Source organism: Methanosarcina hadiensis, from assembly GCF_046529725.1.
GTDB classification, from domain to species: Archaea; Halobacteriota; Methanosarcinia; order Methanosarcinales; family Methanosarcinaceae; genus Methanosarcina; species Methanosarcina hadiensis.
Genome location: NZ_CP136241.1, coordinates 1,112,261 through 1,133,805, shown reverse-complemented (window position 1 = coordinate 1,133,805; position 21,545 = coordinate 1,112,261). Strand labels below are relative to the sequence as shown.

Annotated in this window: 21 protein-coding genes; 8 read left to right on the top strand and 13 right to left on the bottom strand. The window is 38.5% G+C overall.

Translation table 11 applies throughout. From position 1 onward, the window contains the following. Window positions 1–102 precede the first annotated feature (102 nt). From RSJ42_RS04995 to RSJ42_RS04975, 5 genes are all read right to left on the bottom strand, one after another. On the bottom strand, window positions 103–225 hold the full coding sequence (locus RSJ42_RS04995; protein ID WP_410509574.1) for a hypothetical protein: 123 nt from the start codon (window positions 223–225) through the stop codon (window positions 103–105). A gap of 866 nt (window positions 226–1,091) precedes the next feature. Continuing rightward, entirely contained in the window at window positions 1,092–2,444 is a 1,353-nt protein-coding gene (locus RSJ42_RS04990) for a sensor histidine kinase (protein ID WP_410509573.1), read from the bottom strand. A 1,826-nt stretch (window positions 2,445–4,270) separates the two neighbouring features. Next, window positions 4,271–4,897 carry a LysE family translocator gene (locus RSJ42_RS04985; protein ID WP_410509572.1) on the bottom strand — a complete coding sequence of 209 codons (627 nt, stop codon included), beginning with the start codon at window positions 4,895–4,897 and terminating at the stop codon, window positions 4,271–4,273. Window positions 4,898–5,108: 211 nt separating this feature from the next. After that, window positions 5,109–5,861, bottom strand: a complete 753-nt coding sequence (locus RSJ42_RS04980; protein WP_410509571.1) for an ABC transporter permease — start codon at window positions 5,859–5,861, stop codon at window positions 5,109–5,111. Beyond that, the gene (locus RSJ42_RS04975; RefSeq protein WP_410509570.1) at window positions 5,858–6,658 is read right to left on the bottom strand and encodes an ABC transporter ATP-binding protein; all 801 of its coding nucleotides are present in this window, start codon (window positions 6,656–6,658) and stop codon (window positions 5,858–5,860) included. Before RSJ42_RS04975 ends, RSJ42_RS04980 begins: the two co-directional genes overlap by 4 nt. 833 nt (window positions 6,659–7,491) lie before the next feature. Here RSJ42_RS04975 and htpX point away from each other — a divergent pair. The 3 genes from htpX to RSJ42_RS04960 all read left to right on the top strand — a co-directional run bounded on the left by htpX (window position 7,492) and on the right by RSJ42_RS04960 (window position 9,930). Continuing rightward, window positions 7,492–8,376, top strand: a complete 885-nt coding sequence (htpX, locus tag RSJ42_RS04970) for a zinc metalloprotease HtpX (protein ID WP_410509569.1) — start codon at window positions 7,492–7,494, stop codon at window positions 8,374–8,376. Between the two features lie 109 nt (window positions 8,377–8,485). Beyond that, entirely contained in the window at window positions 8,486–9,115 is a 630-nt protein-coding gene (gene pspAB, locus RSJ42_RS04965; RefSeq protein ID WP_410509568.1) for a PspA-associated protein PspAB, read from the top strand. A 251-nt stretch (window positions 9,116–9,366) separates the two neighbouring features. Beyond that, a complete protein-coding gene (locus RSJ42_RS04960; protein WP_410509567.1) occupies window positions 9,367–9,930 on the top strand; it encodes a metal-dependent hydrolase in 564 nt (187 codons plus the stop codon). Window positions 9,931–10,532: 602 nt separating this feature from the next. Here the strand turns inward: RSJ42_RS04960 and RSJ42_RS04955 are convergent. Next, entirely contained in the window at window positions 10,533–11,462 is a 930-nt protein-coding gene (locus RSJ42_RS04955; protein ID WP_410509566.1) for a carbohydrate kinase family protein, read from the bottom strand. 503 nt (window positions 11,463–11,965) lie between these two features. On the opposite strand from RSJ42_RS04955, the gene RSJ42_RS04950 reads away from it, so the two are divergent. Continuing rightward, entirely contained in the window at window positions 11,966–12,187 is a 222-nt protein-coding gene (locus RSJ42_RS04950; protein ID WP_410509565.1) for a hypothetical protein, read from the top strand. Between the two features lie 345 nt (window positions 12,188–12,532). Continuing rightward, window positions 12,533–13,894, top strand: coding sequence for an MATE family efflux transporter (locus tag RSJ42_RS04945; protein WP_410509564.1), 1,362 nt, complete (start codon window positions 12,533–12,535; stop codon window positions 13,892–13,894). 471 nt (window positions 13,895–14,365) lie between these two features. Here RSJ42_RS04945 and RSJ42_RS04940 read toward each other — a convergent pair whose 3' ends face one another. From RSJ42_RS04940 to mntA, 4 genes are all read right to left on the bottom strand, one after another. Further along, complete coding sequence (locus tag RSJ42_RS04940; protein ID WP_410509563.1) at window positions 14,366–14,575, bottom strand: DUF2795 domain-containing protein; 210 nt, start codon at window positions 14,573–14,575, stop codon at window positions 14,366–14,368. Window positions 14,576–15,213: 638 nt separating this feature from the next. After that, window positions 15,214–15,549 carry a VOC family protein gene (locus tag RSJ42_RS04935; protein ID WP_410509562.1) on the bottom strand — a complete coding sequence of 112 codons (336 nt, stop codon included), beginning with the start codon at window positions 15,547–15,549 and terminating at the stop codon, window positions 15,214–15,216. Window positions 15,550–15,940: 391 nt separating this feature from the next. Next, window positions 15,941–16,165, bottom strand: coding sequence for a type VII toxin-antitoxin system HepT family RNase toxin (gene hepT, locus RSJ42_RS04930; protein ID WP_410510325.1), 225 nt, complete (start codon window positions 16,163–16,165; stop codon window positions 15,941–15,943). Between the two features lie 126 nt (window positions 16,166–16,291). Next, on the bottom strand, window positions 16,292–16,714 hold the full coding sequence (gene mntA / locus RSJ42_RS04925; protein ID WP_410509561.1) for a type VII toxin-antitoxin system MntA family adenylyltransferase antitoxin: 423 nt from the start codon (window positions 16,712–16,714) through the stop codon (window positions 16,292–16,294). A 395-nt stretch (window positions 16,715–17,109) separates the two neighbouring features. Here mntA and RSJ42_RS04920 point away from each other — a divergent pair, with 395 nt between their 5' ends. Continuing rightward, window positions 17,110–17,424, top strand: coding sequence for a DUF3303 domain-containing protein (locus RSJ42_RS04920; protein WP_410509560.1), 315 nt, complete (start codon window positions 17,110–17,112; stop codon window positions 17,422–17,424). A gap of 199 nt (window positions 17,425–17,623) precedes the next feature. Here the strand turns inward: RSJ42_RS04920 and RSJ42_RS04915 are convergent, their stop codons facing one another. Next, window positions 17,624–18,217, bottom strand: a complete 594-nt coding sequence (locus RSJ42_RS04915) for an undecaprenyl-diphosphatase (protein ID WP_410510324.1) — start codon at window positions 18,215–18,217, stop codon at window positions 17,624–17,626. Window positions 18,218–18,520: 303 nt separating this feature from the next. Here RSJ42_RS04915 and RSJ42_RS04910 point away from each other — a divergent pair, with 303 nt between their 5' ends. Beyond that, window positions 18,521–18,832 carry a DUF3303 domain-containing protein gene (locus RSJ42_RS04910; protein ID WP_410509559.1) on the top strand — a complete coding sequence of 104 codons (312 nt, stop codon included), beginning with the start codon at window positions 18,521–18,523 and terminating at the stop codon, window positions 18,830–18,832. Window positions 18,833–19,048: 216 nt separating this feature from the next. Further along, a complete protein-coding gene (locus RSJ42_RS04905; RefSeq protein WP_410509558.1) occupies window positions 19,049–19,660 on the top strand; it encodes a GNAT family N-acetyltransferase in 612 nt (203 codons plus the stop codon). 238 nt (window positions 19,661–19,898) lie between these two features. Here the strand turns inward: RSJ42_RS04905 and RSJ42_RS04900 are convergent, their stop codons facing one another. Continuing rightward, window positions 19,899–20,534: a LysE family translocator gene (locus RSJ42_RS04900; RefSeq protein WP_410509557.1), complete on the bottom strand. Its 636-nt coding sequence runs from the start codon at window positions 20,532–20,534 to the stop codon at window positions 19,899–19,901. Window positions 20,535–20,588: 54 nt separating this feature from the next. Further along, window positions 20,589–21,383, bottom strand: a complete 795-nt coding sequence (locus RSJ42_RS04895; protein ID WP_410509556.1) for an alpha/beta fold hydrolase — start codon at window positions 21,381–21,383, stop codon at window positions 20,589–20,591. Between the last annotated feature and the right edge of the window lie 162 nt (window positions 21,384–21,545).

The window sequence follows — 21,545 nt, the reverse complement described above, 5'->3', positions numbered from 1 at the left end:
ATGTCTGAACTGAAGTTAACCTGCCGGAAGCGGTCCTCCTGCTCCGGACTTAATCCGAATGTCAGCCATCTGTGGATACGTCCAAATATGATCATTTATTGTTCACCATACTTTTGAGAAATAGGGAAACAACTTACCAAGCCTGCAGAAGATTTCATTTTCATCTACATGTTCCCCAGGTATATCTCCAGAAGCGTCAGCATCAGAAACTCTAATTATATTCATTTCTCTCCGATATCAGGGTGAAAAGTCAAAGAGTCTTTCTTAAATCCTCACTTTATACATAATTGCAGGTCTCCCTTTATCTGCGTCTCAAAGTATTTCGGAAGAATTGATTTTATTTTTAAACTATTATATAATCGAGTGCGCAATAAAAGAATAATATTATAAATATATATCTATACAACCCAACATGTAAGATTGCATTTTATATTTCTGCAAATTCGAAAAATCTACCACAAAAACTGCTATAAAAACGGTTAAAGAAGATGGATTGGTAAAATATAATGAAAGTGGCAGAATAGTAGCTTTAAGAAGAATGCCAGGTTACTTGATCCGTTAACTGCGTTCCTCAGCACAGACCTTCGATCTATGCTCCCCAGGCATGTTAATTAAAAGAAGGATCATCAATCTCCAGACGAGTCTCCTTTTGGGACAATGATATCCGTGTTGTCCTCTAAATACGAAGCATGACAATGATATAGCCTGTTTTAAATTATTGATTTAAAAAACTGGTTTCAAGCAAAAACTAGCCTATTTTAAAAATTTTAAGGTTATTCTTTTTTAATACAATTTTTAAGGTCATTCTGTTTTTTAATATAATTATTTTTAATTTCGTTAAAATATTTGATATAATATGTTTTTTCAATTATATTAAAATTCCATATAAGAAACAATTTTTAGCATCAATTATGATTTATATAACCGGGGCATTATAAAGGTACAGATTAAGGGAAATAGGGTTTCCTCTTAATCTTTGGGTTGGATCACAGGTAGGGATCTGAGAATAGGGACTCAGCCCCTACCATCTACTTCTAAACTGATTTTCATATAATTCTAAACTGATTTTTGTTCAGGCCTGCAGGTCCTTATCATCTCTGTTTTACATTGAAATTTATTTTGAACCTGGCACCTTTGTTCCTTTTTAGCTCGATCTCACCATCTAACTGTTCTATGAGAATGGTTACGAGTTGCAGACCAAGCGTATTCGGGCTTTCAATATCGATTTTATCGGGAATTCCAATACCATTATCTGAGATAATAAGAGTATATCCAGTACATTTCTCAGTGTCTACTTTTATATCATTATTTAACAAGTTCCCGGTTTTTCTTTCTTTAAATAATTTAATCCGGATTTCTCCATTTTCCCTGTCTGGAAATGCATATTTCAGGGAATTTGAAACAAGTTCATTAACAATCATACCCAATGGCACTGCAATATCCATATCAAAAAGAGTTTTTTCTTCAAGGTCCATAATTAAGTTGACATCAACGTTTCCAAGCTTGTAGGTCTGGAAAAGATTCTCAACGAGTTTTTCAAGATAAGGCGAAAAGTTCAGTGTATCTCTTCCCTGGCCTTCGTGCAATTCTTCATGGATAAGAGCAATTGACATTACTCTGTCCTGACTTTCCTTAAAGGCTCCAAGAATCTCCGAGTTTTTAATATATTTTCTGTCACTGAACTTTTCAGCCTGGAGATCCAGAAGGGACGAGATTACCTGCAGATTATTTTTTATCCTGTGATGAATTTCTTTGTTACGGGCAGCCTCTATTTTTTTAATAGCTTCTTCTGCATTCTTTTTTTCAGTGATATCGTAAATGACTCCCTGATACTTATCCGGTTTTCCATTTTTTCCCTGAATTTTATAGTAGCACTGACGTACCCATTTCGTTCTGCCGTTATTAGGTATTATACGAAAGTCAAGTTCTCTGGATGAATTATATGGAGATTTTTGAATATTATCAATATCTTCAACAACAAGAGGCTTGTCAGCAGAATGAATAATGTCTAACCACAAAACCTGACCTGATAAAAATTTTTCTTCACTATATCCGGTAATCTCTTCTACTTTCCCATGCATGAACTCCGGGGAAAAGTTTTCATCCAGCTGGAATGCAATCCCATCAAAATTCTGTATGAATGAACGGTATTTTTCCTCACTGGCTTCCAGTCTTTCCTGAGTAAGCTTTCTTTCAGTGATGTCTTTAATTATTCCAAGTACTCTATTTACACTACCGCTTTCATCTTTCAGGCAGATCACGTTTTCTTCTATACAAATATAACTTTCATCGGGTTTCCTGTACCTGTACTCAAGCAGGAAGTTTTCTCCTGTTTCCAGATGCTCTTTAAAAGCTTTCCAGATTTTATCCCGTTCCTCAGGATAGATATGATCCAGCCAGACCCCAATATCTGTACTTTCCAGATCTTTTAATTCATGCCCCATAAATTCTATGGTAGCCCCTAACCAGCAGATTTTGTTGTTTTTAATATCCTAATCGTATACAAGATGCTGAGTCTGCCTCATGACGATGCGGTATATTTCTTCATTTTTTCGGAGCTTCTCGCAGAAAAACTCTCTCTCATTAGTTCCTTTTCTCTCAGCAATTTCTTTTACTATTATAACCCACTCCATCATGGCTTCTTTTTGGCCTGGTAGAAATAGTAAATACTGGAAAAGTTCATCTACCCCCGTTTAGCTTTAGAAATTTTAGATATTAAAAGCTGTTGAGTTTATGTAAGAGAATTTCATATGAGCGTATAAATTATATCCTTAATGTCCAATTCATGTTTAAATCAGCAAGAGTAAAAGAAAAGTTGAACTCGAGGTTAATGGCAAGAGTGTGAGACATAAAACAGGGCAGGATGCATGAATCCCTGGATTGAGAAACGGCATTATTTAATTAATCAATGCAGGTTAGCACTGAAACGCTTATGTACCTCGTTTCTGTTACTGCGAATCTTATAACGAATTCCATCCTATTGTTTCTTTTCAGATCAATCGTTCCATCTAACTGGTCCACCAGGAAAATTAAAAGCTGCATGCCAATTTTCTATAAAATACGTTATAAAGCTGAAAGTATTAAAAATTGAAGTCATTAAAAATACGCTGAGAGCATCAAAATAACTATGTAAGAAGAAAACATGATTTACTGACCTACTGTATCCCCCAATGCAGTTTCTTCGAGGTTATGCTCCACCAGGCATACTTTTCGACGAAAAATCAGCGTCTCCAGGTTTTCTTTTGTTGAGAGACGATTCCCCAGCCCATTCCCAACTGGAATTCCCAACTGGAATTCCCAACTCCAGCATATACTTGTAAGATAAATTATTTGAAATAAATTATAGCAAAGATTGTTTTCAAGCAAAAGAATCGTTTGGCGTAAAGAATTTCAAGTCCCTTAAAGGATTTTAAATGGATACTTTGTTGATTTTAATATCATTAAAATTTTTGGCATAATATAATTTTTTAATTATATTAAAACTTAGGATAAGGAACAATTTTTCTTATCAATTATGATATATATTACCCTGTCATTATATATGTCTAGATTAAGGGCAATAGGGTTTCCTCTTAATCTATGGGTTGGATCGCAGGTAGGACTGAGAATAGGGACTCAAATCCTACCATCTACTTCTAAATTGAAATTAAAAGATACAGCTTTTTTGTCTTTTCCGGATTATGACCCTGTTAACCTTATTGCGGCTCTATCCAGGTTTATCGGCTTTCAGCTTTGAGCCCGGTTTTACATGAAAAAAGCTAAAATAACCTTTTATTTTCATTTACTGCGGGTTAAGAATTTATTTATATTTGAGATATTAATAGAATAATATGTCTTCACTGGTTGGTAACGCTGAAGCCATAAGTCAACAAATCTCTCAAGACACAGCTTTTGGATGCGTCGTCACTCTGGTGACCATTGGCCTTATTTTGCTTTTCCTTTTATTCTACACCCTGCGCCATGGTGCCCGGTGTAATCCAGGATTCTGAAACATTTATTTATCCCTGGCCTTTTAAGCAAACATAGCTGTGATTTTTTACTTTTTACTAAATTGTGAGCTTCAGGCCGGCAATATCTGCTCAATAAATGATTTAGTATAGCTAATAACAAGCGTGAATCAAAAACCACCACAGAATGGCTTTATAATTCATATGAAATAGAAAAACCCTGTAAGAACAAAGACTTCATTTTAAGTTCAGAGTAAAGACTTCATTTTAAGTTCAGAGTAAAGACTTCATTTTAAGTTCAGAGTAAAGACTTCATTTTAAGTTCAGAGTAAATCCAGTGAATCAAGACCCAATCTGATAAAAGTCAATCCAAATATAATCTGGGCGATTCCAAGGGCGCGAACAATGAAAAAATAATATTTACTGTTTATAAAATACTTTGATTTCTCTACAATTAATGCAACAATTATCTTTGATCCTACAAGAAGTAGATAAAAACCTGCTATGAATAAAATTGTAGCCCATATATGACTGCTTAAGCTCTTAAAGATTATTGGCCCTCCTATGGAAAGCCAGAATACATAAGGATGAGGGTTGCTGAAATTTACAATCACTCCTTTTTTGAGGGCATCTTTTTTTTCTACGTTTAATTCGAGGCTGTTCCTCTTGATTTTGAAGGATTCGAGTCCTGAATAAATCAAATATGAAGCCCCAAAAAAGGCAATAATTCCTATAAAGAAATCAGAACTTGTCAGGTGCGACAGGACAAACAACACAGCCAAAACAATTGGAAGATCAGTGATAAGAGGAGATACAGCAACCTTTATTCCTTCCCACTTGCCGTGCTGTAAAGTCTCAGATATGGTTACAGCCAGGAGCGGACCCGGGGATGTGCCTGCAGCAAGGCCGAGAAACGCTCCCATGGCTAAATATTCGATCAAGTTTAACACTTTTGATGCCTCATTTTTTCCATGTAACGTTTTTTCATATAACAGGAAATTTACTCTGGTGCTGCCTGACAAAAACTGCAGGTAATCGAATTTAAATTCGGTTAATTAAATCTTTGACCTTAAAGCATATAATCGTACAATAACGTTACGAAATGATCCTTAAAGTACTATACAGTATGCTTTAGTCCGAAAATTTAGGGGAAAGAGGCGCTTAAGCCTCAACCTTCGAAAATAGAAATGCCCCGATTATACAGATAAGAACTGATAGTGCACCTATTATTGCGAGGTTATTGTAGATGCCAAACACGCTCATACCTGCAAGTGCTCCTCTCATGCCGTCCACACCATAAGTTAGCGGGTCGATCCTGCTGATAAAATAAATTGCAGGAGGCAGGTTTTCTAGAGGGAAGAGGGCTCCTGAAAGGAAGAAGATGGGCATTATCAGGAAGTTCATGATAAGCTGGAACCCGTGCATATCTTTCATTTTGGATGCAATTGCAAGGCCAAGCCCGGTAAAGAAGATAGCTATCAGGAACATGAAAAGTAATCCCATTCCAAGGTTTCCGAGGCTGGGCACCCTGAACCCGAGGGCATAAGTAATACAGAGCACGATCAGGCCCTGAATCATAGCTATGGTTGCACCTCCAAGGGTTTTCCCGATCATGATCTCCGTCCTTGAAATCGGAGCTACAAGGGTCTCTTTGAGAAAACCGAACTGCCTGTCCCAGATAACTTCCAGTCCTGAAAAAACGGCTGTGAAGAGGATCGACATGGAAACAATTCCGGGCGCAAGAAAGTCCATGTAGTTTCCTCCTCCGCTTGCTCTTGCATACATTGGCCCGAACCCGAATCCGAAGGTTACCAGAAAGAGTAGGGGCTGCCCCAGAGAACCCAGAAGCCTTGCTTTGGAGCGCCAGTAATGTTTCAATTGCCTGAGCCAGAGGATATAGATTACCTCGATCAATTCCTGTCCCTCCTTCTCATGCCCCGTATCGTTCGCACTTTATTTTCAGGCAAATTGTCATCCCTGATGTCCCTGCCTGTCAGCTTCAGAAAAGCTTCTTCCAGGGATTCGGTCTCTGTCCGTTTCTTTATTTCTTCTACAGTGCCGGATTCTATAATATTTCCGTGGTCGATAATTGCAATCCTGTCTGCGACAGCTTCGGCTTCTTCCATATAATGTGTGGTTAAAAAAATCGTCATTCCTTTTTCTTTATTCAGGCTTTTGATATGGCTCCAGATAGAGTTCCGTGTCTGCGGATCAAGGCCTACGGTTGGCTCATCAAGGAAAAGGATTTTCGGGTAATGGACAAGCGCACGTGCTATCTCAAGCCTGCGTTTCATACCGCCTGAATAATTCTTAACATAGCCTTCCCGCCTGTTCCAGAGCCCAACAATCTCAAGCGCCTGCTGGATCCTTTTTTCCCTCTCTTTTCTGGGGACCTTATAGATTACGGCATGATATACCATGTTTTCGTAAGCAGTAAGCTCTTCATCAAGGCTGCGGTCCTGGAAAACTATTCCGAAAGAAGCCCTTGCTTCATCCTGTTCTTTAAGGGCATTGAAGCCGTTTATCCGTATTTCTCCGGAAGTGGGTTTCAGGACTGTTGTAAGCATTTTGATGGTTGTGGACTTGCCTGCCCCGTTAGGTCCGAGGAAAGCGAAGATGGAGCCTGTTTCAACGTCAAAACTGATTCCCTTTACTGCGGTAAAATCATCGAATTTTTTTGTTAGAGATTTAACTGAGAGTATGTTTTGCATAAGAGGACCTGAAATTCTTTTTTCAATAAAGAAAGAAGTAGTTTACATGTTTCAAATAAAAAATGTCTGCTCCTGAATGAATGAGCAGCTAAATCGAATATTTATAAGAACAATATTTGTAAAGAATATATCTTTCTGCTACTGAAATGAAGACATTATTTATAAATTCTGTTATTGGAATAATATTTCAGTTCAGAAGTCTTTATTATAAATAACGTGCCAGTCCAAAAGATCTGTTTTTAGAATCTGTTGACATTAGCTCAATATGTTCTTCTTATACTATATCTTCAAATCGGTTTTTCCTATTCATCTTTGTTTTTTAAAAAGAAAAGGATTTAAATCCTTAAGGAAATCTTTTATTCAGGATAACAGGAGGCTGGCTTTCAGGTATTATTAAGACAAAGAATAAACCCTGCAATTATTCTCGATATCTGGATTTTGTTTCTTGAACCTGTTTAATTCGATAAAGGTTAGTTTAAGTTGCTTAAAGGTTAGTTTAAGTTACTTTAAGGGTTAGTTTAATTCGATAAGGTTAGTTTAAGTTGCTTAACACCTATCAGACATTATCGTTTAATTTATGGTCCATAAGATTGGATGTTTAAGTTCACAGGATCACCTGTAAATTTAACAGAGTTCATTTGTTTACTTAATGCCTGTGATACTATTATATTAACTCCTTATTATATTGATTCATCAACTTGTTTATATCACTCATCAACTTATTAAATGCCTTTATCCGTTCAATCTGTCGAATGCCGTTTTGCTGTTAAGAGCCATTTTATTACAGCCTGTAATCCAGCTATCATGCTATTAACGGACGGGAGCAATAACATATGAAGAGAAAATGGGAACGTGACTTGGGACTTCAGGGAAGAATGCTTTTCACGATGTTTCTTCTGGCAGTAGTTTACCTTGCATTCCTTGCATTCCTTTCGTACTATGGAACACCTCCGGTTTTCATGTTTTTATTCGTAGGTTTTTTCATGGCTGTACAGTACTTTTATTCGGATAAAATGGTGCTCTGGACGACAGGGGCACATGTTGTTTCTGAAAGTGAAGCTCCGCAGCTACATGGAATGATTACCAGGCTCTGTGCGATAGCCGACCTTCCCAAGCCTCAGGTTGCAATTGTCAGGAGTCAGGTCCCAAATGCTTTTGCTACAGGCAGGAGCCAGAACAAAGCCGTTGTTGCAGTCACTACGGGAATTATGGACAAACTGTCTCCGGCTGAACTCGAAGCAGTTCTTGCCCATGAACTGAGCCATGTCAAAAACAGGGATATGGCTGTCATGACGATTGCGAGTTTTCTCTCAACAGTGGCTTTCTATTTTGTCCGCTACAGCCTTTATTTTGGAAATATGGGTGGAGGCAGGAGGAGAGATGGCGGAGGCATTATCTTTGTCTGGCTTGTCTCTATTGCGGTCTGGGTTGTCAGTTTTATATTGATACGCGCCCTTTCCCGTTACAGGGAATTCTCTGCGGATAGGGGAGCAGCAGTTATCACCGGGCAGCCTGCAAATCTTGCCTCTGCCCTTATGAAAATAAGCGGAGTCATGGACAGGGTTCCAAGTGAAGACCTCAGGAAAATTGAAGGAATGAATGCCTTTTTCACAGTACCCGCACTCTCAGGCTCATCTATCATGGACATTTTTTCCACGCATCCGTCTGTGGAAAAAAGAATCGCTAAGCTTGAAAGGATGCAGCAAGAAATGAGTTAAAAAATAAGTTAAAAAATAAGTTAAAAAATAAGTTAAAAAACAAGTTAAAAAATAAATTAAAAATAAATTAAAAATAAATAAAAATGTGGCAATAAGGGAGATAAACTGAATGGGTTTCCGGAATTTCATGGACGCGGTTCTCGGAAGAAGCAGGCTTCCAAAAGCAAAAAGTGATAAGTTATTTGCAATCTCTACGGCAAGCATTACCCTGGAAAGCAATCTCGGTCTGAAACCTTCGGGATCTGCAGGGATTTGTTTTAAGCCATTAGGGGCTACATCTTATGAATCTGCCCGGAAAGAAATCGAAGAGCTTCTGGCATTCAGCTCAAAAGAGACGGAAACCGAGTTCAGGATGGAAAAAGACGAATTCAATTTCCTCTGGGCTATTTTTAAAGACCCTCACTTTGAAGATCTCGTTGCCAGCATTCATCTCGTGAGCCAGACCCTTGAAGATAGGGGCTTTGGTGAGCAGATCCTCTGCGCTATCTACAGGTTCGACAGCGAGTCTGAAACCAGAGAAGCCGGATATAGTGAAAAAGCCTCTGGAAAGCCAGCCAGCGGAAAAGCAGTTTACTGGATCTACAACTTTAAACAGGGAACTTATTATCCCTTTATTCCTATTCCTGGAAAGCAGAGAGACAGTCCCTTTGAATTCAGGTTAAGGGCAGAAATGGAAAGAGAAATGCCTGTAGAAAAGAATGTGGAAAAATGGTATCCTCTCTGGGGAATTCCTTTTTAAATTTCAATCGATTTTTTCCTTTTAAAGGTTTCTTTTTTAAAAAAATTTTTGGATACCATTGGAGCGTAATGGATACTGAGTAATATATCTATCAGGGATTAAAATAGATACTATTAAGATTAATAATGGATTCCTGATGCTATTGAATTTAAAGTTAACCTTTACTTTAATGGCCTCACATCCCAATCCTTATAATAGAAGTTATATAGTATCCGATAATATTTTAACAGAAAAGGACAGTTAAGTTTTAAATGCTTCTCTTTGGACATCTGGGAGTTACGCTCGGGATATTTTTTGGGCTCAGTATTTTTGTGCCCAGGTTGAGGACTATCATAGATCCTCGATATCTGGCAATAGGAGCTCTTCTCCCGGATTTAATAGACAAACCAGTTGGCGAAATAATCCTTGCTTCAACTTTTTCAAGCGGGAGAATTTTTGGTCATACTTTAATTTTCTCCCTTCTTCTCCTTCTGATAAGTTTGTATCTGTACGACAGGAGAAAGGATATTAAAGGGCTTTCCCTAGCATCCGGTTCCTTTTTACACCTTTTTGAGGATATGATCCCAGCTGACCCTGAAATTTTCTTCTGGCCTCTGTTAGGATGGACCTTTCCCAGAGACTCAAGAGATTATGTCGGACTGGAGCACTTAATAAATATGCTTGTAAGATCCTTTCACATTGAGTTCCTGTTGAACCATACTGCTGAAATTATGGCAACGATAACAGGAATCATAATCGGAGCTTTACTATTCCTATACTGGTCGAAAAAAAGGCTGGAAAAGAAAAGTTCCAGCGAAATCGCAGGAAAAAAATAAGGAGAAGAAGAATAATTGTAGGTCCAATCAAATGATGTTCACCGGATCAAACAGTCTATGCCTGAAAAAGTATGCCTGAAAAAGTATGCCTGAAGAAACAGATTATAGTGCTAAAATGACTTTTATAATAAAGTATCCGGATATTATAAAGCCAGCTACGTATAATCCGGCTGTCAGGGTATCGGGTTTTTCATTATTTATTTTCATTCATCTTTCCTCTGTTTTGTATGTTTCCTCTGTTTTGTATGTTGATTTGTTTTATATGTTGATTTGTTTTATATGTTGATTTGTTTTGTATGTTGATTTGTTTTATATGTTGATTTGTTTTCCTCTTCAACACGTTGCATTCTACATCATGCCTGATTATATTATGTAACTTTTGTGCAAAGTATTATTTATACTTTCAAAATTAGCCTTTCGTTTAAGAGAAAAGAATTTAACTTAACAAACAGGAAAAATACTATTGATGCATTAGTTACCGGGAATATTTTCAGTGTTTTCCTGTCGATAAATGCGGGAATTCTCTCATTTTTTAGAGGCTGGAATACAATTCCTTCTTTTTATTTGTTGTTAATCTTTTTGCTAACATTCAGTAAACCTGATTATCCTTTTTTCTTAAACATCCCCAGACCTTTAAAAAGCTCTTCGGAATATTCAGGCACAGCGCCCGATTTTGATGCTACATACGTCCCAAGAATACTGGCAACTGATACGGCTTTTGAAACTCCATATCCTGAAAGATATGTGTAAAGGAAGCCTGCGGAAAATGCATCCCCAGCTCCTACAGTATCTGCGACTTCTACCGGAGTGGTTTCTACTTCTTCATAAATTCCTTCATAGTAAACAGCCGCTCCCTCAGGTCCTTTTGTGATACAGATTACGGACATCTTCGGGTACCTTTCCATAAGCAGACGGCAGAGGTCTTTTAAAGGATATGCAGCGCCGAAAAAAATGGTTGAAACCATTGAAGCTTCCTCTTCATTCATCTTGAGAATAGTACAGTGCTCAAATGAAAAGGAAATCCATTCTTTCCTGTAAAATTCAGCTCTCAGGTTTATGTCGTAAAAGAAATGTTTTGCCTTTATTTCTGGAAGCAGCCTTTTAAGAGTCCTCCTGTTTTCTTCAGACCTCTGGGCAAGAGTCCCGAAGCAAAAAACGTCCCATTCCTCCCTGGCAAGAGCTTCAAATTTCTTCTCGTCCGGAGTAATCGCGTCCCAGGCTACTCCTTCATTAATCGAAAAAACGGGGATACCCTCATTCATCAGTTCTACTGTAACGGTCCCTGTAGGCCTGTGGTCATCAACAAGGATGTATGAAGTATCGACCCCCATTTCTTCAGCTCTGGTAAGGAGAGTTCTGCCCAGTTCATCTTTTCCTACTGCTGTGAGGACAGCCGATTTTGCTCCCAGTTTCGCAAGGTGGGCTGCGAGGTTGAGAGGGGCGCCTCCTAAATAGGCTGTGCCTTTGATTATATCGAAGAGAGCTTCTCCGAATGTAAGGGCTGTAATCGGCTTTGATTCTTCCTTTTTCATCTTTTTACCCTCAATTATATCCCTGCCCGAATTAGGACATTATGAAATCTTCCATGTATCCTGCTGATAATGAATCAAACCAAAATGAAAATAATATGCTTCTTAATCCGGGTATTTTCGGTAAACTACCTGATTAGCATTTAATTTTCAGTAGGCAATCTTATTAACATTTGACTTCAGTAAACCATTCTGAATAAGCATTCAATATAGGGTTAAACTTTTTACTTAATATCCTAAACTATTGATATTCTCTTTTACAGACTGGCCATGAGTTTGTTGAAAGCAGCACCCGTGAAACAGGAGTAACCAGAGTAATAACATTTTTTCAAAATTATACCTCTTTTCTCTTTATATGCTGTGAATGGCAGTGATAAAGAACAGAGGGGCGACAACATTCTTAAAAAAGCAACAACATTCTTTAAATAATATAATTGTTTTATATATACATTGAAATGTTGTTGCGAAAATAGGGCTAACAACAGAATACGTAAAAGGTGGGAAATATGGCAAATGGTATAATGAAGAAAATCTTCAGCCCTGTAAAATCAATATCTGATGTTTTGTTTATTGGATTAATCAATAAAATTAATAAGCCTAAAAATAAGCCTAAAAACGTAAAGCGTAATAAAATAAAAAGAAATTCTACAGGTAATAGAAATGAAGAAGAATATTATTCTGAAGCAGATGAATCATCAGACAATTACGATGATTCAAGCGATGATTAAATTAATTTAAAAAACGGTGCTGGTTTTTGCGAGCTATATATCAGTAAAATCAGCACGTGTGAAAACAGGATATATCAGCCAGTGGACCAGGTTTAAGCCCAAATTAGGTCCCAATCGTATAAACAGTGAAATAATGCCCGCAAAAGCAAATTATCCAAACCATTTTTGATTGTGTCTGCAATCATTCCTCTAATTTATTGATATAGAGCCCTTGAAGCTTTACTTGAAGCTTTACCTATCATTTTCTATTTATTTACGAAACGGCTTTATACCTTCCCTGCCTACGAGAAACCCTGTTAGCTTTAAATATAGGAGAGGACAGGGATACGCGAACACGGCAGCTTTTTGGGCACGGAAAAAGTCAGTAAACTTCTTTTCAGGCTCTCAGCTCCTTCAATAATAGGCATGCTTGTCTATGCCTTTTACAATATAGTGGACACCATCTTCGTTGGCAGGGCGCTTGGAGAGGAAGGCGTTTCTGGCATTGGTGGGCTTGTGATAGCTTTTCCTATCCATATGCTGGCAATGGGAATTGCAATCGGGCTCGGGGTAGGAGGATCCTCGATTGTTTCGAGGGCTCTCGGGTCTAAAGAACTGCACAAAGCTGAAAAAACCCTGGGGACCGTATTTTTCCTGGGAATTTTCCTGGGGGCTGCATACTCGCTTACAGGGCTCTTCTTCCTTGACCCGCTGCTGGAAATTTTCGGGGCAACACCCGGAATAATGCCCTACGCACGGGCTTATCTTGAAATAATAATAGCCAGTTCGGCGGTTTTTACTCTTGGGATTGCGACTGAAGACCTTGTAAGAGCCGAAGGAAATGCCAGGTATGCAATGTTCGGAATGCTTCTTGGAGCCAGTCTGAATATAGTACTTGACCCTATTTTCATTTTCTGGCTTGATATGGGAATCAGGGGAGCTGCTATTGCAACAGCTCTTGCCCAGCTTGTATCCACAGTTTTCCTGCTGCGTTATTTCCTTACCGGAAAAAGTTCGGTTGTATTTAAGCCTGAGATGCTGATACCTGACCCGGTTATATCAAAAGAAATACTGGCAATAGGTATCGGTCCTTTTATTATCGAAGCCTCAAACAGCACCATGATGATTTTTGTAAATAACGCCCTTGCAACATATGGAGGAGACGTCTCAATTGCAGCCTTCGGAATTATTCACCGTTTGCTCCTTCTCATCTTCCTGCCTATTCTGGGGATCTCTTTTGGGCTCCAGCCCATAGTGGGCTACAACTACGGAGCAAAGCAATTTTCGAGAGTCATCGAATCCGTCAAAGTCGCACTGAAAGTAAGCACTCTCTTCTCTCTGCCAGGGTTCCTTGTAATGTTCCTCTTTCCGGCTCCTATCATCCATATCTTCAGCCCTGACCCGGAACTTACAGCTGCAGGAGCCGGAGCAATGCGGATTGTCGTGCTGATCCTGCCGTTTATAGGCTTTCAGCTCGTTGGCACAACAGTATTCCAGGCACTTGGGAAACCCAGACCGGCTTTTATCCTGTCTCTGGCAAGGCAACTCTTATTCCTGCTGCCTCTTGTACTGGTTCTGCCAAAATATTATCAGCTTGACGGAGTCTGGGCTGCTTTCCCCATATCAGACTTCCTCGCGTGCGGACTGGCTGCAGGGTTAATGTGGAGAGAATATCGGGAATTTGAAATAAAGGAAAAGCAGAAAAAGAAGGAAAAAAATAAAAATTAAGATTTACTATTTTTTCCTTTTTCATGGGCTGGCGTTCGTCTTCACCTACTTACTTTTCATTCTCAAATTAGTCCTCTTGAGGAAGCGAAGCGACCGAAAAGGACAGCGGACTCAAGAAAATCAATTCTTGTAGGATTCAGCTCACCCGAAACAAAACTCGGTATCTCAACCCAAAAATTAGTCCTCTTGAGCGAAGCGAAAAGGACCCCGCCCTCCCGAGGCGGGACTCGGGCGAGACAAAAATAACCTTGATAGAGAATAAAGTCCTACAGGTGCGGTCTGGATAGCGAACGAGGTGTACAGGTCACCTGCAAGTATTTACATCACATTTAAAAGCTTCAACCAGATAAAAGCAGAAAACCATCAAGTGCCCTGAAAATGTATAAAAATAATAAGAAAAGGTTGTTCGGTTTATACCCGGCAGTTTGAAGCAGGTGCTTGAGAGCAATTCTGCTTTGCTTAAGAGCAGGTTTATATTTTTACTATCGACTCAAGAACCTCATCAGCGTTAGAGTATTGCTTATCCTGAAGCATACCAAGTTTTTGTAGCATCATAGTATTCATTGCGCCACTTTTCCTTACATGTGAGATAATCTCACCCTTTGTTGCAGGATAACTTAAATTCTTTAACACTTTCTGCATTTCTGCAGGAGCGGCTTGTGCACTACTTCCAGTTGCCATAACGTTCCCCCTTACCCAGTCCAGTTTTTAAATTTCTTGATTTACAGTGTTTATGCTTTCTGCCATAGGGTATTTTATAGATGTTTCCCTCAGTAAGCCCATGGCAATAATTCAAGGTGTTCAACCACAGATCCTGTGTTCAATTCCAGGCATGTATCTTGAAGATCCACAATGTTATTTTCTGCCTGCTTTCCTTCGGCAAACCTGATAAGGCCTTTTTTCGGATAACTGATATTTGTGTAATTATAAGCTCTTAAACTTCAAATGGACCTCTTTGATAGTTTCACGTCAGTAAATTCAGAAGCTAAAATTCAGGTAGCTATCATTTTTCCTCCTGATTGCCCACCTTTTTTATGTATTATATTCAATTATATAAATAATAATTCCGCTAAAACATTTATTAGAGGATATTTGTCGGTTATTACGGTGGAATCATTCTTGATTAATGCCAGATGCTTCCAGATTAGCTAAATAGATCCTTTATTCCAAGAGAAAATCAAAAAGTCGGGAAATGAAGGCGAAGAACTGGAAATTATGTCTGGCTGGTCATTAGGATTCTTCCTGTTGCTCGAAAATGTCCTGACGGACTTTTACTCTCTGGTTCTTGCTCGACTGTTTCTATTTTTCTTCTGGAAAAGTTATCTGGTATTCATTTCAGGCTGTATTATCCCGAACATATTTCTTTCCGTATCGAAACAATATGCGAGCTGTCCTATACCGGGTACTTTGCTTTTCTCCATTGCTACTTTGCCGCCGTGCTGCTTTATTTTATTCAGGTACTCATCTATGTCAGGGACATCTATTGTGCAAACAAAGCTGCTTATTACAGCCTCTTCCCCAGGCTCTTTGCCCTGCCTTTTCATCAAACCCCCGTCGATTCCAGGCTGTCCCTGCTCACCGGTTGTTATTTGCCAGTAATCCATAGGACCTCCCCATCTGTTAATCTTCCAGCCGAAAACATCCTCGTAGAACATCTTTGCCCTTTCAACGTCATCTGCGTGTATCTCAAAATGAATAACTCTTGGCGTGATAACTACCCCCTGTGATTGGATGGTCTAAATGATATTTATATTAATCCGGGATTTACTTTTTGCCATAATCTATTCAATTTAGTTTTCTTACCTTATTAACCCCTTAATGGTTTTGATAACCTAGAGTTGCGATGTAAGATAAACTTGCTTAATTTGTATAAAGAAGTTGGAAAATCAGAAGAATCCAAATAAAAATTTATAGAACAAGGAAGCTTTGAAAAAGGAAACCTTGAAATTACAGGGAGTTATAGCCTTCGAAAGAAACTTAATCATATTTTTCAGTTAAAAAACGGGCAATATACTGGATGAAAACCTCCATATCTTCGACGCCGTTTTACAGGTTTTCATAAAGTCTGTCCAGGTCTACTTTTGCGTACATGTGCACAAGTATGTTCCTGAACCCTGCAGCAGGTTCAATTTTTCTGGCAAAAGCTTCAGGAAGAATTCCGCTCTCTCCCAGAGTACGAAATATTTCTTTATAACTTTGAGGGCGTTTAATTTTCTCCATTGAAATAATAATCTCACTTATATCTAGCATACATTCCAGTGAAATTTGCAAATATCTTTCTACGGCTCCCCTGAGAACATGGTTGTTTTTCAATTTCTTCAAAGCTGTGTTGCTGAAGATCCTTCAGGATAGTTATGTATTCTTCAAGCAGTTCCAGTTTGTCAATTATCTCCTGCCTTATCTCAATCTGCCTTTCGCCATTCTTTCAACGGTTCTTTTCATATGCCTCTCAATATAGTACTCCTCATCACAGTACCTGGACATTATCCTTGTTTCAAAATGCACTCTTTCTCTCTCCTCAGATTTCAAAATAACTCCATCCCTTATGATATTAAAAGTAAGAAGCAGAGGAGATTCATTGAGTACGACAAAGTTCACATTGTTTGTTTTAAGAAGATCTCCAAGATCAACCATTAACCTCAACTGAAGGTCAAAAGCTTCTTTTTTTGTCAGATTTTTGTCAAAAAGAACAGCGATATCTATGTCACTAAGACAGTTAGCTTCTCCCCTGGCTATTGAACCAAACAGGTAAGCAAGTATAACGCTATTTTCTTTTGAGAAAAATTCACTTAGCTTTTCTTCCAGCTGTTCCGGATCCAATTGTATATTGCTGGCCTGCATACTATCAATCGATAATGCCAATTATATGGAATTAATCGCAAACGTTCTTCTTCTCATCACTATGTTTACTTTCTGTTTATAATTTATGCATTAACTTGCTTCTCCTGTTTATTCTGTTTTTTTGGGCATTTCAAGCCGGATAAAGAAGTAGATTTGATATTTATGAAAACCTGATCCTCTTTTTCTCTTTTGTTCTGGAAACCGATATAAGCGTTCAGGAACATCATAAACAAAAAGATAAGATAAAAAACGCCAGTTCCGACTATTCCTCTCCTCCCAAAAATTCTATGTTCACTTAGAATTATTTTTAACCCCTGCTTCCTATATAATACAGGGCATAAAACACGGGTAAAATTATGTCTTAACTACAGGAGATGGGAAATACGCTGCTGATGGATATAACAACATTTGAACCTGAAATGGTTACTGAGGTTTCAAAACGGTGGGAAATGGTGGAAAGCATGGAGTTCCCAGAAGGGCTGAAAATCATTAACCAGTGGTTTGATGCAGGAGGAGGACGCGCCATTACTCTATATGAAGTGGAGACTATTCATGATTACATGGCTTACAATTTCCCATTTATGGACTTATGCCATGTTGAAGTCTTCCCGGTTATGGGAGCGGAAGAATTTAAAAAACTTATTGCGGAGCAAATGGAGAAATGGGCCTCCATATGCGAGACTCCATAAGATTTCACTATCCGTTAAGTTTTTTATTTAACTTTTTTACTTTTCTTCTTTTAATTTTTAACTCTTCTAGTTCCTCCTTTTCCTTTTTTGTCCCTTAATTTTTATTATCTGCTGCGGTTTTTCAAATAATATAAAAATATGAAGAAAAAGAAAAAAGCTTTGAAAAAGGGTTTTGGAGAAGAAGCTTATCTGGAAGCTATCAGGACGTTTTCAGATTACCTTTTATGAACTTCTTCTCTATGTTTTCAAAATAAGTAATGAATATGCGGTTAACCGGAGTCAGATAATCTTTCAGGGCGAGTAATATCCCTACCGAAAGCGATGCAACAAGAAGGGAACCAGCCATGTCCATAGGAAAATGCAGCCCTGAATAGACTCTTGCAAGTCCGCTAATGGAAGCTAGAATTATAAACACCGCACCACTACGCCTCAAATCTTTGAATGTAAGGAGCATAAAAGATACGGAAAACATTATAGTAGCATGATCAGATGGAAAGGAAGATTCTGCTGCATGTGCTATTAGTAATGTACCTTCCGGGATCATAAAAGGCCTTGGATGAAAATAAAAGAGAGTGATGATGAGATTTGTCCCCAGGCCAAGAAGGGCTGCATATCCGGAAAACAATACTTCCTGCCGATATTCATTTTTCACAAACCATGTGTATGCCAGATAAATGCAAAAAAAATAAATGAGGTATTTTGCTGCAAATATCATTGTGGCATCAAGCGCAGGGTTCTTTCCAGCCATATCATTTATGATATGAAATAGTGTAAGATTCGGGTCCGTTATCATAAAGCTCACTTTAAAGTATACTGGATTGGATTGTAATATTTTCTTTCATCAGTTGATTTCGATCGCCAGCTAAGAGATTAAATTTTCAATATAACTGCTTTTTCTGAGAACTAAGACCATAGAAATATATACATTTTTCTTTTTTAACTGAGCCTGATTAAACTGATAAAGAACCTGTAACCTTTTCGTGTTCACATTCAATCTTTTTAAAAAAATTATACCGCAATACAAAATCGGTACGGCTTTATACACAATCTAACACTTATAAAATATATAAATCAAATTGAACCTGGAAAGAAAAACATGCTTTTGCTGGACATAACAACATTTGAGCTTGAAAATAGCGTTAAGGTGTTTAAGCGGTGGGAACAGGCAGAAAACATGGTTTCTTCAGATGGGCTGAAAATTATTGATCAATGGTTTGATGCCGGGGGAGGCCGTATAGTCACACTCTATGACGTAGAGTCCGTTAAGGATTACGCGGCTTACAATTTCCTGTTCAGTGACTTATGCCATATTGAAGTATTCCCTGTCGTAGGGGCTGAAGAGTTTAAAAGGTTTGCTTCAAAATGCATGGATAGTCTGAATGAAGAAAGTTCTCCGATAGACGCATAATCCTGTTAAATCTCATCATTTTTTAATTATTTAAACCGCTACTTTCTTTGAAGAATAGCGATTTAACAACCGTGAAATTCTACAGAATCGCATCCTTATTTCACCTTTCTTTTTACAGAAAAAATAAGGTGGTTACGAGTAACGATATGAAAGAACAGAAGGATTAAATCTTTTAAAAGCATTCAATCCCTGCTTTGAGGAAAGAAGGAGATAATAATGGATATTCTAATCCGCCCGGAAAATGAGAGCGATTTTGAAAATGTGGAATACATGATAAGAGAAGCATTCTGGGACCTGTATAAACCAGGATGTGTCGAACATCTCATTGCCCACAATATGAGAAAATCGCCTGATTTCGTAAAAGAGCTGGACTATGTCGCATGTGATGGGGACATGATCGCAGGCAATATCATCTATTCCAGGGCAAAAATTGTCAATGAAGAAAATGAAGAATTCGAAGTCCTGTGCATGGGTCCACTTGGAGTGCTGCCTTCATATCAAAAAAAAAGGATTGGATCTTTGTTGATGAACCATTCTATTGAAAAAGCAAGGCAGCTGGGGTATAAAGCCATATTCATTTTTGGTCATCCGGGATATTATGAAAGGTTCGGTTTCAGAAATACCAGAGAATATAACATTAAAACACCTTCCGGTGAATACTTCGATGCTTTTATGGCACTGGAACTCTACAGCGGAAGCCTGAAATATATATCCGGAAAATTTTTCGTATCGGATTCTTTTGAGGTCACTGAGGAAGAACTTGAGGATTTCGAAAAGAAGTTCCCTCATAAAACCAAACATGTTACGGATACCCAGATATTTCATTAAGCGTTATCCTTTTTTATTGAACTTTGATCTATTTTATTGGATGTTATTCAATTTTATTGGATATCGATTTATTTCATTGAATGTGATTTAATTTTATTCAATATCATCCTGTTTTATTAAATACCATTCTATTTTATTGAATGTTATCTTTGATTTATTTCTTTGACTGACTCCCGAAGTGCTGGAGGTATCGGGATAAAGCAAAGGAGTTTTCAGGCATTTGTACCCACATACAGGTTTATTTATGGGAAAGTGCGAGTTTCACTCCTATTATTGTAAATATTCCAGCTTTGCTCCAGTTAATGTACTTCCCTATTCCTGGCTTTTTTACTATTTTGTCTCCTATCGCCCCTGCAAAAATAGAGATTGCGGAAAAGATCAGCCATGCCTGCATCAGGAACACAATTCCCAGGAATATCATCTGCGTGGGGATATTTCCTGATTCCAGGTTTACAAACTGAGGCAGGAAAGCAAGGAAAAAGAGGGCGACTTTAGGGTTAAGGACGTTCATAAAGATCCCGCGCCTGTAAAGGGCAAAGGTGTTTGTTTCCCGGACAGGAACAGAAGATGCCAGTTGTCCGCTTTCTCTTAAAGCCTGCCATGCAAGGTAAAGCAAATAAGCTGCACCGGCATATTTCACCAGTTCGAAAGCGAGGGCTGATTTATATATCAGGGCTGAAATCCCGAGTGCAGCCGCACTGGTATGAACAAGTATACCCGTGCACAGACCTGTCGCTGTTGCAATTCCTGCTATTTTGCCCTGCGAAATGCTTTGAGTAAGCACAAATATAATATCAGGACCCGGGAGAAATGTCAGGGCTGCCGAGGCTGCAATGAAATAGATCAACTGTGATTGTTCTATCAAATTTTTCACTTTTCCTTTTAAGCACACAAGATCTCAGTTTAAATATGAATTAAGATCTTTATTTTAAAAGTTTTGTTTATGAATTTCTTTCTCCAGCAATTTATAAAACTTTTCCTTTGCTTCTCTTTCAATCCAGGGTCTGTGCCCGCATTTTTCCAGCAAAAAAAACCTGAAATCTTTTAAAACACCGGATAGGGGTTCTTTAACTCCATCGAAAGGATGGGGGTCGTAGTCTCCGTGAATTGCAACTACCGGGCATGTGACTTTTGCTCCCAATTTCAAAAGCTCGCCACTGGCCCTTAATTCGTGCGCTTCTCCCCATATGCTTTTGAATACATCATAACTATACTTGACCAATTCTACTTCATGGGGCAGAGAGTCATAGGTATCGGCTTTCGAGAGTAACTTGCCAAGGCTATAAAAAGCTTCATTTCTATTTCCAGCTATGGAACTGTTAAGAACCTCATCCAGATAGCGGAAGTTTTGCCAGTCTTCTTCTCCTAGCCTGCTTATCCGGGTACTCGTTATATTTACAGCATATCTCTGTTCATATGGTCCACTCCCGACCAGAATCAATTTTTTCACTAATCGGGGATAACAGGCTGCAAAAATAAAGCTCAGCATTGCACCCCAGGAAAACCCTATAAGTGTTATCGGCAAAGCCCCATGCTCTTCCAAAACAGATCTCAGTTCCTTTACCTGCCCTTCAATAGTTGCTTTAGTCTGGAGTGGTTCAAGGATTCCGGTAAAGGAGGAAAGTTCTCTGGCAACAGAAGCCATTTCTCCAGGAGCACCGGGCCCGCCATGGATAACGGCTGTAGTAAACGGTGAGTTTCCGTATTTCCTCAGATACGTCATACGTTTATCACGATAAGCCTGCTTAGCTTAAAAACAATCGGTTTTGAAATTATCTGTCCTTATCTCTGCTTCGCAACTATTATATACGACTCTATTCTTTCGATAATCACCTGTTTAGTTGCATATGTAACCATCATATGATTATCATATAAGCATCAATAA

Excerpts from the sequence above, each read along its gene's own strand:
- pspAB (WP_410509568.1), top strand. The coding sequence starts at position 8,486 with ATGGGTTTCCGGAATTTCATGGACGCGGTTCTCGGAAGAAGCAGGCTT.
- RSJ42_RS04920 (WP_410509560.1), top strand. The coding sequence starts at position 17,110 with ATGGGAAATACGCTGCTGATGGATATAACAACATTTGAACCTGAAATG.
- RSJ42_RS04895 (WP_410509556.1), bottom strand. The coding sequence starts at position 21,383 with ATGACGTATCTGAGGAAATACGGAAACTCACCGTTTACTACAGCCGTT.
- RSJ42_RS04995 (WP_410509574.1), bottom strand. The coding sequence starts at position 225 with ATGAATATAATTAGAGTTTCTGATGCTGACGCTTCTGGAGATATACCT.
- RSJ42_RS04940 (WP_410509563.1), bottom strand. The coding sequence starts at position 14,575 with ATGGCAACTGGAAGTAGTGCACAAGCCGCTCCTGCAGAAATGCAGAAA.
- RSJ42_RS04955 (WP_410509566.1), bottom strand. The coding sequence starts at position 11,462 with ATGAAAAAGGAAGAATCAAAGCCGATTACAGCCCTTACATTCGGAGAA.
- RSJ42_RS04975 (WP_410509570.1), bottom strand. The coding sequence starts at position 6,658 with ATGCAAAACATACTCTCAGTTAAATCTCTAACAAAAAAATTCGATGAT.
- RSJ42_RS04960 (WP_410509567.1), top strand. The coding sequence starts at position 9,367 with ATGCTTCTCTTTGGACATCTGGGAGTTACGCTCGGGATATTTTTTGGG.
- RSJ42_RS04990 (WP_410509573.1), bottom strand. The coding sequence starts at position 2,444 with ATGGGGCATGAATTAAAAGATCTGGAAAGTACAGATATTGGGGTCTGG.
- RSJ42_RS04935 (WP_410509562.1), bottom strand. The coding sequence starts at position 15,549 with ATGTTCTACGAGGATGTTTTCGGCTGGAAGATTAACAGATGGGGAGGT.
- RSJ42_RS04915 (WP_410510324.1), bottom strand. The coding sequence starts at position 18,217 with ATGATAACGGACCCGAATCTTACACTATTTCATATCATAAATGATATG.
- RSJ42_RS04950 (WP_410509565.1), top strand. The coding sequence starts at position 11,966 with ATGGCAAATGGTATAATGAAGAAAATCTTCAGCCCTGTAAAATCAATA.
- htpX (WP_410509569.1), top strand. The coding sequence starts at position 7,492 with ATGAAGAGAAAATGGGAACGTGACTTGGGACTTCAGGGAAGAATGCTT.
- RSJ42_RS04910 (WP_410509559.1), top strand. The coding sequence starts at position 18,521 with ATGCTTTTGCTGGACATAACAACATTTGAGCTTGAAAATAGCGTTAAG.
- RSJ42_RS04905 (WP_410509558.1), top strand. The coding sequence starts at position 19,049 with ATGGATATTCTAATCCGCCCGGAAAATGAGAGCGATTTTGAAAATGTG.